At 44.4% G+C, this 12,667-nt stretch carries 12 protein-coding genes; 6 read left to right on the top strand and 6 right to left on the bottom strand.

The genetic code is table 11. The features are described 5' to 3' along the window. Nucleotides 1-122 precede the first annotated feature (122 nt). From gcvP to I5907_RS02200, 3 genes are all read right to left on the bottom strand, one after another. Nucleotides 123-2,987, bottom strand: coding sequence for an aminomethyl-transferring glycine dehydrogenase (gcvP, locus tag I5907_RS02210; RefSeq protein WP_196989104.1), 2,865 nt, complete (start codon nucleotides 2,985-2,987; stop codon nucleotides 123-125). 292 nt (nucleotides 2,988-3,279) lie between these two features. Then, entirely contained in the window at nucleotides 3,280-4,551 is a 1,272-nt protein-coding gene (locus I5907_RS02205) for a nucleoside permease (protein WP_196989103.1), read from the bottom strand. A 230-nt stretch (nucleotides 4,552-4,781) separates the two neighbouring features. After that, nucleotides 4,782-5,693, bottom strand: a complete 912-nt coding sequence (locus I5907_RS02200; protein WP_196989102.1) for a glutaminyl-peptide cyclotransferase — start codon at nucleotides 5,691-5,693, stop codon at nucleotides 4,782-4,784. Nucleotides 5,694-5,742: 49 nt separating this feature from the next. Here I5907_RS02200 and I5907_RS02195 point away from each other — a divergent pair, with 49 nt between their 5' ends. Further along, nucleotides 5,743-6,459 (top strand): DUF4197 domain-containing protein, encoded by a 717-nt coding sequence (locus I5907_RS02195; protein ID WP_196989101.1) that lies wholly within the window; start codon nucleotides 5,743-5,745, stop codon nucleotides 6,457-6,459. A 236-nt stretch (nucleotides 6,460-6,695) separates the two neighbouring features. After that, nucleotides 6,696-7,412, top strand: coding sequence for a DUF4197 domain-containing protein (locus I5907_RS02190; RefSeq protein WP_196989100.1), 717 nt, complete (start codon nucleotides 6,696-6,698; stop codon nucleotides 7,410-7,412). A gap of 70 nt (nucleotides 7,413-7,482) precedes the next feature. On the opposite strand, the gene rsmG is transcribed toward I5907_RS02190, so the two are convergent. From rsmG to I5907_RS02175, 3 genes are all read right to left on the bottom strand, one after another. Continuing rightward, entirely contained in the window at nucleotides 7,483-8,106 is a 624-nt protein-coding gene (gene rsmG, locus I5907_RS02185; protein WP_196989099.1) for a 16S rRNA (guanine(527)-N(7))-methyltransferase RsmG, read from the bottom strand. 17 nt (nucleotides 8,107-8,123) lie between these two features. Further along, nucleotides 8,124-9,257 carry a glycosyltransferase gene (locus tag I5907_RS02180; RefSeq protein ID WP_196989098.1) on the bottom strand — a complete coding sequence of 378 codons (1,134 nt, stop codon included), beginning with the start codon at nucleotides 9,255-9,257 and terminating at the stop codon, nucleotides 8,124-8,126. A 309-nt stretch (nucleotides 9,258-9,566) separates the two neighbouring features. Beyond that, nucleotides 9,567-10,511: a nitrilase family protein gene (locus I5907_RS02175; RefSeq protein ID WP_196989097.1), complete on the bottom strand. Its 945-nt coding sequence runs from the start codon at nucleotides 10,509-10,511 to the stop codon at nucleotides 9,567-9,569. Nucleotides 10,512-10,819: 308 nt separating this feature from the next. Between I5907_RS02175 and I5907_RS02170 the strand changes: the two genes are divergently transcribed. From I5907_RS02170 to I5907_RS02155, 4 genes are read left to right on the top strand one after another with little or no spacing between them, the layout of a single operon-like run. Continuing rightward, the gene (locus tag I5907_RS02170; RefSeq protein ID WP_196989096.1) at nucleotides 10,820-11,215 is read left to right on the top strand and encodes a hypothetical protein; all 396 of its coding nucleotides are present in this window, start codon (nucleotides 10,820-10,822) and stop codon (nucleotides 11,213-11,215) included. Nucleotides 11,216-11,222: 7 nt separating this feature from the next. Then, the gene (locus I5907_RS02165) at nucleotides 11,223-11,432 is read left to right on the top strand and encodes an AtpZ/AtpI family protein (RefSeq protein ID WP_196989095.1); all 210 of its coding nucleotides are present in this window, start codon (nucleotides 11,223-11,225) and stop codon (nucleotides 11,430-11,432) included. Nucleotide 11,433: 1 nt separating this feature from the next. Further along, nucleotides 11,434-11,838 (top strand): hypothetical protein, encoded by a 405-nt coding sequence (locus tag I5907_RS02160; protein ID WP_196989094.1) that lies wholly within the window; start codon nucleotides 11,434-11,436, stop codon nucleotides 11,836-11,838. Further along, nucleotides 11,825-12,457, top strand: coding sequence for a SprT-like domain-containing protein (locus I5907_RS02155; RefSeq protein WP_196989093.1), 633 nt, complete (start codon nucleotides 11,825-11,827; stop codon nucleotides 12,455-12,457). The genes I5907_RS02160 and I5907_RS02155 overlap by 14 nt, the downstream gene beginning before the upstream one ends. The last annotated feature ends 210 nt before the right edge of the window (nucleotides 12,458-12,667 follow it).

Raw genomic sequence — 12,667 nt, 5'->3', positions numbered from 1 at the left:
GGAACGCACAAGTGAGTGACACAACAGGCGATGCCATGAAAAATAAAAGCTGGCTTCCCAAAAAGAAACCAGCTTTCTTATAGCTTACTACTTAAAACTTATTACGTAAAAATTACCATTCCTCACGCTTCTTCTTCTGCATAGCTGCTAACAGGCTCGCAGGTGCAAATGAGGTTTCTGTCACCATGCGTATTGTTTACCCTTGCTACCGATGGCCAGAATTTATTGAGCGTTACATAATACAGCGGGAAGGCAGCCTGCTCTCTCGTGTAAGAATGGTTCCATTCATTTGCGCAGATAACAGCCTGTGTGTGTGGTGCGTTTTTCAATGCGTTGTCTTTTTTATCCGCGCCTTCTTCTATTGCTTTTATCTCGTTGCGTATGCTGATGAGTGCATCGCAAAAGCGATCCAGCTCGGCCTTGTCCTCGCTCTCTGTTGGCTCGATCATAATTGTACCGGGTACAGGGAAACTCATGGTTGGCGCATGAAAACCATAATCCATCAAACGCTTTGCAACGTCTTCTGCTTCTACTTCTGCAGTTTTCTTGAATGGGCGCAGGTCTACGATAAACTCATGTGCGCATTCGCCGTTGTGGTTGGTATAAAGTATGTCGTAGTGTGCTTCCAGCCTTGCACGCATATAATTTGCATTGAGTATGGCATATTCTGTAGCAGCCTTTACACCTGTGGCGCCAAGCATACGTATATAACCATAAGAAATGAGTAAGATAGAGGCAGAGCCATATGGTGCAGCACTTACTGCATTGGATGACTGCTCGCTTACATGCCCGGGTAAAAATGGCGCAAGATGTTTTGCACAACAGATTGGGCCCATACCAGGCCCGCCGCCACCATGTGGAATAGCAAATGTTTTGTGGAGGTTGAGGTGACAAACATCGGCGCCGATTAAACCAGGTGCAGTGAGGCCCACCTGTGCGTTCATATTGGCGCCGTCCATATATACCTGCCCGCCATACTCGTGTACAATTCGTGTAATGTCTTTTACGGTTTCTTCATATACACCATATGTACTTGGGTAGGTGATCATAATGCCTGCCAGGTTGGTAGCATGCAATGCAGCTTTTGCCTTCAGGTCTTCTACGTCTATATAACCATTTTCCAAAGCTTTTACCACTACTACCTTCATGCCCACCATTACTGCGCTTGCGGGGTTGGTGCCATGTGCAGAGATTGGAATAAGCATTACGTTGCGGTGATGATCCCCACGGCTTTCATGGTATGCTTTAATGGTAAGCAAACCGGCATACTCGCCCTGTGCACCACTGTTGGGTTGCAGGCTGCATGCATCAAATGCAGTGATCTCGCAGAGGTAGTCGCCCAGTTCTTTGATCATCTGCTGGTAACCCAGTGTTTGCTCTGCCGGCGCAAAAGGGTGCATTTTTGCCCAATGGCTCCAGCTTAATGGTATCATTTCACTGGCTGCATTCAGCTTCATGGTGCACGAGCCCAGCGAGATCATGGAAGTATTCAGCGAAAGGTCTTTGTTTTCCAGTTGTTTGATGTAGCGCATTACCTGGCTTTCACTTCTGTGAATATTGAAAACAGGGTGCGTTAAATAAGCAGACTGCCGGGCAAGTACCATTGGTATATGGCGCGGCTCATCATCTTCTTCTATATCGAATGCCACAGGGTCAACATCGTTCTCAAAACAGTTGATGAGGTCGTAAAGATCATCTACTGTTGTGGTCTCGTCTATTGAAATACCCACCTGGTTGTTACTGATATAACGCAGGTTGATCTGCTGGCGGGTTGCTTTTTCCTTAATGGCATTTGCATCATCCACCTTTACCGTAATCGTATCAAAATAGTTATCGCTGAAAAGTTCAAAACCTCTTTCTTCAATTGATTCTGCAACGGTTTGTGTAAGCATGGCAATACGTTCTGCCATATCTTTTAAACCCTGCGGGCCATGAAACACTGCATACATAGCTGCCATGTTTGCCAGTAATGCCTGTGCCGTACAAATATTAGATGTAGCCTTTTCCCGTTTAATGTGCTGTTCCCTTGTTTGCAGCGCCATACGCAATGCGCGGTTACCCTGCGCATCTATGCTTACGCCTATAATACGGCCGGGCATATTGCGCTTAAATTCGTCTTTGGTGGAGAAGAATGCCGCATGCGGACCACCAAAACCCAGTGGTACACCAAAACGCTGTGCAGAGCCGATGGCTACGTCGGCACCTAATTCGCCGGGAGGGGTAAGGAGTGTCAGCGCCAGCAGGTCAGTAGCCATCACTACATGGCCGCCGGCATCATGTACTTTGTTTATAAAAGAACGATAATCTTCTATTGAACCTTTATCGTTCGGGTATTGCACAATGGCACCGCAATAGCTGGTGTCAATAAGCGCGGTGGCATAATCGCCATATACCAGTTCAACACCTATGGGTGTGCCGCGTGTAAGCAATACATCTTTTGTTTGCGGGAACACATGTTCATCCACGAAGAACTTCGGCCTGTCGATTCTATCGGTTTTGTTTACATGGTGAAAGATCATGGCCATTGCTTCTGCTGCGGCCGTTGCTTCATCCAGCAAAGAGGCGTTGGCTATCGGTAACCCTGTAAGGTCACTTACCATTGTCTGGAAGTTCAGCAAACTTTCCAGGCGCCCCTGCGATATCTCTGCCTGGTATGGTGTGTATTGCGTGTACCATCCCGGGTTTTCAAAAATGTTACGCAAAATAACAGACGGGGTAATGGTATCGTAATAACCCTGCCCGATATAATTTTTAAAAGTCTTATTCTTTAAACTCATTTCCTTAATGAGTTTCAGGTATTCATGCTCACTAATGGCTTCAGGTAATTGTAGCGCATGCTGCATGCGTATGGCCTGCGGAACTGTTTTATTGATCAGTTCTTCCAGGCTTGCAACGCCAATGGTTTCCAGCATTGCTTTAGTATCTGCTGCGCCCGGCCCTATATGGCGCTGCTTAAACTCCGCCGCTTGTTTTTTGAATAAACTCATAAATTAATTGGTTGACCACTTAAAAAGATTTGCAAAGTTAACGGTTGTAAGGCTGATAAAAAGCGTTCTGTTGAAGTTGGGGATACGCTGTGGAAGGTTTGGGATTACATTAAGAAATACAAAGAAATATTATGTAACCGGCAACAGTATGTTATGGCATCGCCTGTTGTGTCACTCACTTGTGCGTTCCGTTGTTATGGCGGCTGTGGCGTTCCGGTTTTTACCACGTTACCGGTCTTACGCTTTTGAAGCATAAGACCGGTAACATATCTCATAAAAGATCTGTGATCCGCTAATGCGGTGTTATGTCTACAGCCTTGGCTTTACCGATCTTACCTGCAGCAGGAGTGTGCCTGTACCTGAAAACCACCGGGAATATGATGCCCAGCACCAGTGCATACGCGGCAAAGCTCAGCCAGATGCTTTGCCAGTCTTTTGCGCCGTTTACCGTAAAATAATCAACGATCCAGCCGCTGATAACGCCACCGAGGTAGGCGCCAATGCCGTTCGTCATAACCATAAATAAACCCTGTGCGCTGGCCCGTATTTTAATACTGGTTTCTTTCTCTACGAACAATGAACCGGAAATATTGAAGAAGTCGAAAGCCATACCATAAACAATCATCGAGAGAATGAGCAGGGGCAGGCCTGTGCCGGGGTCTCCCAAAGCAAATAATCCAAAACGGAGTACCCATGCAACTATGCTCATGAGCATTACTTTCTTTATACCAAAACGCTGCAGGAAAAACGGTATAGCCAGTATAAACAGCGTTTCAGAAATCTGGGAAATAGAGATGAGTATACTGGGGTGCTGTACCGCAAATGAATTGGCATACTGCGGCTGGCTGCCAAAGTCTGTAAGAAATGCGCCTCCAAAAGTATTCGTAATCTGCAACGCTGCACCAAGGAACATGGCGAACACAAAAAACACGAGCATCTTCTGCTGCCTGAACAACACAAATGCATCGAGGCCGAGCATAGATACAATGGTGCGTTTTTCTTTCGATTGTTTGGGTGTGCATTTTGGCATAGTGAAAGCATATACGCCCAGTAACAAAGATGCGCCGGCACTGATGTACAACTGCAATGCGCTGTTGGTGAGCCCCAGCAGGTCAACCATCCACATAGCAATGATGAAACCCACAGTACCCCATACACGTATGGGCGGAAAATCTTTTACAGCCGTTAACTGTTTTTGCTCCAGCACTTCGTAAGACACGGTATTATTGAGGGCAATCGTGGGCATGTAAAACATCGTGTTCAGCAACATATACAGGTAAACGCTTTCGTAGTCTGTAACCGTTGTAGCCTTATACAGCAAAAAGCCGCTGATGATGTGACAGATGCCAAACACCCGCTCTGTATTGATCCATTTATCTGCAATAATGCCCATAATGGCGGGCATAAACAATGAAGCAATGCCCATGGTTGCGTAAATGCTTCCTATTTGTCCGCCGGTGAAGTGTAATGATTTATCGAGGTAAACATTGAGGGAGATTAACCAGGAACCCCAAATGAAGAATTGCAAAAAATTCATGAGGGTGAGGCGAAACTTAATACTCATTACTTCGCAGATTTTGTGAAAGACAATGATAGCGAAGTTATTTTGAATTTGGTATGGCAGTAAGGCTAATTTGCCTGTAACCGTACTTAAAATACGGGTGTGTAAAGCGGCACATAAATGTGTTTGTGTTTATAGCGCAAGGCAGCCATTGCTGCATAAAGGGCAGAACGTACAAGTGAGTGACACAACAGCAGCCACATAGTAGCACTGCAGCCTGTCTCAAAAAAAAATTAGTTCAGTTTAACCTCGAAGGTGGCCGGCCATTTTTTACCTGTTATGTACAGGCTGTTCTTTACAGAATCGTACGCAATGCCATTGAGTACATTGTCTGTTGTATTGTCGTACAACGCAGGATTGTAGGCAATACCGCTTTTGGCCAGCAGCCCGGTAAGGTCCATTTTGCCCAGCACCCTGCCGCTCTCCGGATCTATCTTATAGATGTATTGTGTTTGCCAGATGTTTGCATAAAGTACATTGTTTACCAGTTCCAGTTCATTAATGCTGCCAACAGGGCCGTAATTATCTGTAACGCCGATCATTTTTACAATCTTAAAATCGTCAGGGTTTACAAAATAAATATTGCTGCTGCCGGTGCTGATGAGCAGGTGTGTGCCATCGGTTGTCATGCCCCAGCCTTCGTGCGGCCACTGCATTTCTTTGATCTTCTGAAATGTTTTAAGATCGTACACCAGCACTTTGTTTTCGCGATAGGTAAGCTGGTAAATTTTATTATTCAGTATAGCAATGCCTTCACCAAAAAAATCATCAGGCAGTTTTACACTTTTGGTTGTTTTTCCGGTAGCAAGGTCATTTTTAAACAACCTGCTTTCTTTGTAATTGCCTGCACTTTCATACATTTCATTGTTGTACCAAACGAGGCCTTCGGTATACGAACTGGTATCGTGCGGATACACTTTTACAATATTGTAGGCAATGGCAGGTGGTGCAGGATTGTTATTGTCTTCAACCGTTTCGTTGCCGGCATTTTGATCATTATTGCCACAGGCGGCAAGTGTGAGTATGAGTATTGCAGGAAAAACGTATTTGTACATTTTGATCATGATGGCAGCAAAAGTAAAAAGGTAATCACTAAAAAAATGGTAAGATGAAAAAGCTTTTTGCCTTTTCTTTAACCGCCACATTAAACACTGCCCGCTAATTTTGATCTCACACAGCATCAAACTCAACACAATGAAAAAACTATGGCTTCTTTTATTCAGTGCGGCAATTACCTTTTCATCGCAGGCGCAGCTTGGCGGCCTGCTTAAAAAAGTTACCGGCAATGAGAACAAAGGCAATAACAGCAACCTCTCCACAGATGAAATTGCCAATGGTCTGAAAGAAGCGCTGAATAAAGGCGTAAGTGAAGGCACCACCAAATTGTCTGCTGCAGATGGTTTTTTTAAAGACGCGGCCATAAAAATACTGATGCCTGCAGATGCGCAGAAGGTAGAAAAAACATTGCGCAATGTTGGCCTGGGCCAGCAGGTTGATGATGCTATTCTTACCATGAACCGTGCTGCGGAAGATGCTGCCAAAAGTGCATCACCCATTTTTGTAAGTGCCATTAAGCAAATGAGTATCGAAGATGCCTGGAGCATTTTAAAAGGTGGCGACAGTGCTGCAACCAGGTACCTGCGCACCAAAACAACGGGCGAACTTACCACCGCATTCAAACCGGTTATTGAAAAATCGCTGGAGAAAACAGGTGCCACCAAATACTGGAATACTGTATTCAGCAACTACAATAAATTTTCGCTTACAAAAGTAAATCCCGATCTCAGCAGTTACGTAACAGAAAAAGCACTGTCTGGCATTTTTTACCAGATTGCACTCGAAGAAATGAAGATCAGGAAAGACCCTGTGGCCAGAACTACAGACTTATTGAAAAAAGTGTTCGGTAATTAAAAACTTTGTGTACCCGGCAGCAGTAAGCGTGGCATCGTCCCTTGCGTCGCACCCTTGTACAGCAGTACATCCTGCAACAGTTGCGGATCTGTCGGCAACCCGTTATACATAATCGCTTACATACAGCTAACATATTTTTTAAGCAGCATTTACAAATGCTGCTTTTTTTTAATATTTTATAAATGGCAATGTTTTTGACATCATAGCCTGTAACAATACTTTTGAAAAAAATCATGATGAAAAAAATACTATACCTGTTTTTCTTTCTTCCCGCACTCAGCAGTTGCGATGTTGCACAGCAGGTGCTAAACCAGTCTGGCATGACAACAGGCCCGCTAACCAATGCAGACATTGTAATGGGCCTTAAAGAAGCACTTACCATCGGTACCCAAAACGGCACGAATAAATTATCTGCAGTAGATGGCTTTTTTAAAGATGCTGCCCTCAAAATACTCATGCCGCCCGAGGCGCAAAAGGTAGAAAGCACTTTGCGTAGCCTTGGTTTTGGCAGCGTGGTAGACCAGGCCATTCTATCTATGAACCGTGGTGCAGAAGAGGCTGCCAAATCTGCCACGCCCATCTTTGTTGGCGCCATTAAGCAAATGACCATTACAGATGCGCTGGGTATTTTAAGAGGCGGCGACAATTCCGCCACCAATTATTTTAAAGAAAAAACAACGGCAGCGTTGGTTACTGCCTTCAGGCCTGTTATAGACAATGCATTAAAGAAAACAGACGCTACCAAATACTGGAATGATGTTTTCAGCGTGTACAACCGGTTCTCACAGAAAAAAGTGAACACAGACCTTGGTGCTTATGTAACCGGTAAAGCAGTAGATGGCATCTTTTACCAGGTGGCCCTGGAAGAAGCAAAAATCAGGAAAGACCCGGCGGCAAGGGTTACAGACATTTTAAAGAAAGTATTTGGCAGCAGAGAAGCGCAGGGGTTATAAGCCACAAAACCAAAAAAAGTGATTATAAAAAAGTTGCAGGTACAATACCTGCAACTTTTTTTGTTTACTGCTAGGCTGATACATGCAGGAGATATTTTTCTTTAAAATACTCCTCTTTAAAAATTTCCTCTATGGCAACCATACGTGGCCGTAGCCTGCTTTCCGATATTTCTTTTGCAAGGTCGCCGCCTTTTAAACAGATCAATCCATTTGGCAACTCCTGCTCACGGCCTTTTTTTATCAGCGGCTTGCCCCATTGCCACAGATCTTTGATGGGCGCCACTGCACGCGACACTACAAAATCGAACTTCCGGTTTTTAATGTCTTCTGCACGGGTATGCTGTGTGGTTACATTCGTAAGTCCAACGCCGGCTGCAATACCTTCTACCACTTTTAGTTTTTTGGCAATACTGTCCACGAGGTGAAACTCCACTTCCGGAAAAAATATAGCCAGCGGAATGCCGGGAAAACCGCCACCGGTACCAATATCTATAATTTGTGTACCAGCTTTAAATTCAATAACCGCAGCTATTGCCAGCGAATGCAATACATGTTTTTCGTATAAACTATCAATGTCTTTCCTTGAAATTACATTGATCTTGCTGTTCCAGTCTTTGTACAACGCCTCCAGTGCCGCAAACTGCTGCACCTGCTTATCAGTAAACTCCGAAAAATATTTGATAATAATATCCATGCAAACAAAAAGCTTTACTAACTCCAGTTTTTTGCCGGCCTTTTAAACAATGCCGGTGTAAACAACACATAATAAAAAAACATCCAGATATCAAAGAAAAGAAAATACGGAAAAAGATCTGCTTCGTTTAAACGTTTCATGGTTTTGTTCCATACATACGCCTGTACCAGCAGGCGTATGCAATAAACCGCAAGCCCGATCCACCAGGTATAAAACAGTATGGCGGCCACAAAAAGCGGGTAAACCAATACCTGGGAAAAAGAATATAATCCAAGCAGGAATTTATGGAGCGGTTTATAATATCTGGCCGTGGTGTAGTGCCTTGTTTTTTGTCGTTGCCAGTCAGAAAAGGTGGTTTTGGGCTCGCTCAGCGTGTGTGCTTCGGGCTCAATCATAATGGCAGTATTGTCTTTTGTTGCCACCATGTTTATAAACAGGTCATCGTCTCCGCCCGGTATATGATTAATGGCCGAAAACCCTTTATTGTTAAAGAACAATGCTTTTTTGTAAGACAGGTTGCGGCCCACGCCCATATAAGGTTTGCCGGCCAGCGCATACGAAAGATACTGCAATGCACTGTGAAACGTTTCGAACCTGATGAGTTTATTCAACAGCCCGGGCCTTTTATGATAGGCGCCATAGCCAAGCACAATCTGCTTGTCATCATAATAAGCTTCCTGCATTTTCTGGATCCAGTTTTCACTGGCCGGCACACAGTCCGCGTCGGTAAGCAATACCACCTCATATTTCGCCGCTTTAATACCCATCGACAAGGGAAATTTTTTGCCGGGTATCATTTTAGCTTCCTGGATAAGCGCTACAGGGTTAAGGTTTTTAAACGATTTGCGAAACTCATCAAGCAGGAATTTTGTTTCATCGGTACTGTTGTCATTTACCACAATTACTTCATGCGTGGTTCTGTATTGCTGTACCAAAATACCCGGCAGGTTTTTTACAATGTTTTCCGCTTCATCTCTTGCGCACACAATAACAGAAACAGGGTATTCCTGCGATGCGGATTTTAATGGCGGTTTGTATTGTGCCAGCCGGTTAAAGAAAAAAAGGTAGTAAAAAAGCTGTATGGCAATAACGGCACAAAAACAGCTGAATATAATGATTTGCAGAAAGCCCGGTATCTCAATTAAATGCATGACTGCAAAAATAATTAACTACCCATCATTTGGCATTTAGGTTATCCACATTAAACGGGGAATTTTTATGAGCCTGGCAGCAGCACGCTGTGGCATCGTCCCTTGCGTCGCACACTTGTACTGCAGGAAGCAGAGCGGCAGGAAGTGATAAGTAGGAAGTAGGAAGTGATAAGTAGGAAGTAGGAAGTGATAAGTAGTAAGTGATAAGTAGTATGTTATAAGTTGTATGTAAAAGCAATGACTCTTTGCTTCTTTACCTTGTAGCCTCAGTGCATTGTTGTCTCAATGCCTCTTTGCCTCTTCACCTTACTACCCCAGCCACACCACTTTTTGTTCCGGTGTATGTTCGCGGCCGATAATGTCCCTGTACAGGTCCGGTCGCCTGGCTTTAATATACCTCGTGCCACCTGCCAGGTTGATCTTTTCAGGTGTTACAGTTGCAATCACAAAGCTGTCATCAAAACTTTTACACTCTGCCAGTATATCACCAAAAGGATCAATGATCATCGAGCAGCCGTTTTTTAGCTGGTCATCATCCATGCCAATGGCATTGGAAAAAACAGCGTACACGGCATTGTCATATGCCCTCGATGGCAGCCATTTCATCAGCCATTCGCGGCCTTTCATACCTTCAAATTCAAGCCGCAGAGAAGTAGGGTCGTTTTCGCGGTTTTGCCATAATGCAGCATCCACAAAACCGGCACCCGGCCTGGTAGACGGTGTGCACATGGTTACATGCGGCATAAAGATAATGTCCGCACCCAGCAGCTTTGTGGCCCGCACGTTTTCTGCAATGTTATTGTCGTAGCAAATGAGTATACCACATTTCCAGCCATACAGGTCAAATACACAATAGCTGTCGCCCGGCGTCAGGTAAGGGTTGATAAACGGATGCAGTTTTCTGAACTTTGCTATAACGCCATCTCCGGTAACACATACATACGCTTTATACAGTTTACCGGCATCATCTTTTTCAAACAGTCCTGCGCAAATGGCAATGTCATGGGCGCCGGCAATAGCAGCCAGCCGCTGTATACTGGCTCCGCCGGGCACAGGCTCTGCAAGCCCGAGCATTGCTTCACGGGAAAGCTTACGGGCAAAGGTGTAGCCTGTTACAGAGCATTCATGAAATGCAATTACATTGGCACCTTCTGCCGCCGCTTTTCCGGCCAGTTGTTCAATTACAGCAAGGTTGTACGCTTTGTCGCCACTCCTGTGTTCAAATTGGGCAGACGCTATTTTTAGTTTATTCATGCATGGAAGTTTTCAGTGGCAAAAGCATCAGTACACCGCGGCTATAAATTGTATAAAACCGACATGCGCCTGTTTTTACATGGTGGCATTACGCTCCATAAAGTATAACATCTAAATTAATGCATTGATTATACAAAAGATGCAGCAATGTATAAATGGCGGCGTTTATAAACGGATCGCAAAAGCTGCTATAAAAGAGGAACGATGAACCGAGCGTGGCAACAGGCGCTTAATAGTATTGATTGGCTGGCTTCATAAAAACTTTCTCTTTTCCAATTAGTATTATCTTTATTTTTTATTTTTCCTGTATGGCAGAGAACGAAAACGGAGCAACGGTAAAACGACGACAAAGCCGCTACCGGCTGGTGGTAATGAATGACGACACATATGAAGAAGTGATCACTTTCAGGCTTTCAAGGTTAAGTGTTTATGTTGGTTTCAGCACTGTTTTTATTTTGCTGGTAGGCTTAACTGTTGCACTGCTGGTGCTTACACCGCTAAAGTTCTACATACCGGGTTATGGCAACAATACCAACCGCGCAGAATTGCAGGCGCTCAAAATACGGACAGACTCGCTGGAGCAGGCCATCAGTTATAAAGATCAATACCTCGACGGACTAAAAAAGACCCTGAGCGGCGATGCACCCACCAAACTCGATACCTCGGTTTTAAACGTGCCAAAGGCAGAGCGTATAAATGACTAGAAAACCGATGAAAGCACCCAAAAGCAACAAAGCGCTCCTGTTGAGTTATCTTGGCTTCGCATTCCAGTTAATGGCATCACTGGGGCTGGCCACCTACATTGGCTGGTGGCTTGATAAGTGGATAAAATCGGGTATGTATTTGTTTATCTGGTTGCTACCTTTGGTGGTGGTAGTTGGTTTGATTGTAAAGGCCGTAAAGGACACTTCAAAAAAATAACATGGATAAAACAGAAGAAAGCAAAGCAATTGTTCCCGTATTTACGTTTTTTATAGCGGTCTCTGGTTTTTGTACGTTGTTTAAAACATGGCTGGCAGAAAAAAATATTGACCCGCTGGTTGTAGGGTTTGGAAACCTGCTTTTGTTTATTCTTTCACTGGCTGTTTTTTCACTGCATAAAAAAGCGTTACAAAACGCCAATCCGCAGGTTGGTGTAAGATCAGTTATGCTGGGCTCGTTTATTAAACTGATGGTTATTGCGGTTGCCGTAGTAGTCTACCTGCTTGCAGCCGGCGAAAAAAGGAGTGTATACGGCATTTTCGGGTTTATGTTTTTGTATATTATTTATACCGTGCTCGATGCACGGATAGCCTCTAAACTGAAACGTACAAATGGCGGCAGTTAAGGAACATCCTATGCATGCACTGGCAGCCTTCCTGCCGGAAAAAAGTTTTGATAAAGTGGTGTATTACCTGCACCATTACAAAGTGCACCTTACTGTTACACGCGAAAGAAAATCTGTACTGGGCGATTACCGCAATGCCGTACAGGGCAAAAATCATCGTATTACCGTCAACATCAATCTTAATAAATACGCCTTTCTTATTACGCTGCTGCACGAACTGGCACACCTGTTAACGTACGAAAAGTACGGGCATCGGGTAGCTGCTCATGGCAAAGAATGGAAGAGCATTTATGGTAACCTCCTGGCAGATTTTGTAGGTAAACAAATCTTTCCGGCAGATATTGAAGAGGAGCTGAAGCAATCGCTTATAAACCCGGCTGCAAGCAGTTGCGCAGAAGAATCTCTGATGCGTGTATTACGCCGTTACGATGATAAAAAAGAGCATGTGGTACTCGTTGAAGAAATAAAACTCAACGAACTCTTTGCAACAAAAGATGGCCGCATTTTCAGGAAAGGAGAAAAGCTGCGCAAGCGCTTTCGCTGCACCGAAGTAAAGACAGGACTGGTATATTTATTCAGTGCTATTTATGAAGTATTGCCGGTGGGGGTAAGGAAATAAGGCAAGGAGGCAAAGAGCTCTCTGTGAAACTCCGTGTTATAACTCCTCTTACGCTGTGGTTTAACAACCCAAATCTTAACCACAGAGGATACAGTGTCATTACACAGAGTTGCCCCTAAACATTCGCTCTTTCTTATAACTTACTACTTACAACTTATAACTGATTGCACCCCTTCTTCCTGCAGTACAGGAGTGCGACGCAACCGGCGA

Source organism: Panacibacter microcysteis (assembly GCF_015831355.1).
GTDB lineage: Bacteria > Bacteroidota > Bacteroidia > Chitinophagales > Chitinophagaceae > Panacibacter > Panacibacter microcysteis.
Note: the sequence above shows the minus strand (reverse complement) of the source record. Positions and strands in the feature narration are given on the sequence as shown.

Coding starts and splice junctions, on each gene's coding strand:
- rsmG (WP_196989099.1), bottom strand. CDS start 8,106: ATGGATATTATTATCAAATATTTTTCGGAGTTTACTGATAAGCAGGTG.
- I5907_RS02195 (WP_196989101.1), top strand. CDS start 5,743: ATGAAAAAACTATGGCTTCTTTTATTCAGTGCGGCAATTACCTTTTCA.
- I5907_RS02190 (WP_196989100.1), top strand. CDS start 6,696: ATGAAAAAAATACTATACCTGTTTTTCTTTCTTCCCGCACTCAGCAGT.
- I5907_RS02170 (WP_196989096.1), top strand. CDS start 10,820: ATGGCAGAGAACGAAAACGGAGCAACGGTAAAACGACGACAAAGCCGC.
- gcvP (WP_196989104.1), bottom strand. CDS start 2,987: ATGAGTTTATTCAAAAAACAAGCGGCGGAGTTTAAGCAGCGCCATATA.
- I5907_RS02205 (WP_196989103.1), bottom strand. CDS start 4,551: ATGAGTATTAAGTTTCGCCTCACCCTCATGAATTTTTTGCAATTCTTC.
- I5907_RS02155 (WP_196989093.1), top strand. CDS start 11,825: ATGGCGGCAGTTAAGGAACATCCTATGCATGCACTGGCAGCCTTCCTG.
- I5907_RS02200 (WP_196989102.1), bottom strand. CDS start 5,693: ATGTGGCGGTTAAAGAAAAGGCAAAAAGCTTTTTCATCTTACCATTTT.
- I5907_RS02175 (WP_196989097.1), bottom strand. CDS start 10,511: ATGAATAAACTAAAAATAGCGTCTGCCCAATTTGAACACAGGAGTGGC.
- I5907_RS02180 (WP_196989098.1), bottom strand. CDS start 9,257: ATGCATTTAATTGAGATACCGGGCTTTCTGCAAATCATTATATTCAGC.
- I5907_RS02165 (WP_196989095.1), top strand. CDS start 11,223: ATGAAAGCACCCAAAAGCAACAAAGCGCTCCTGTTGAGTTATCTTGGC.
- I5907_RS02160 (WP_196989094.1), top strand. CDS start 11,434: ATGGATAAAACAGAAGAAAGCAAAGCAATTGTTCCCGTATTTACGTTT.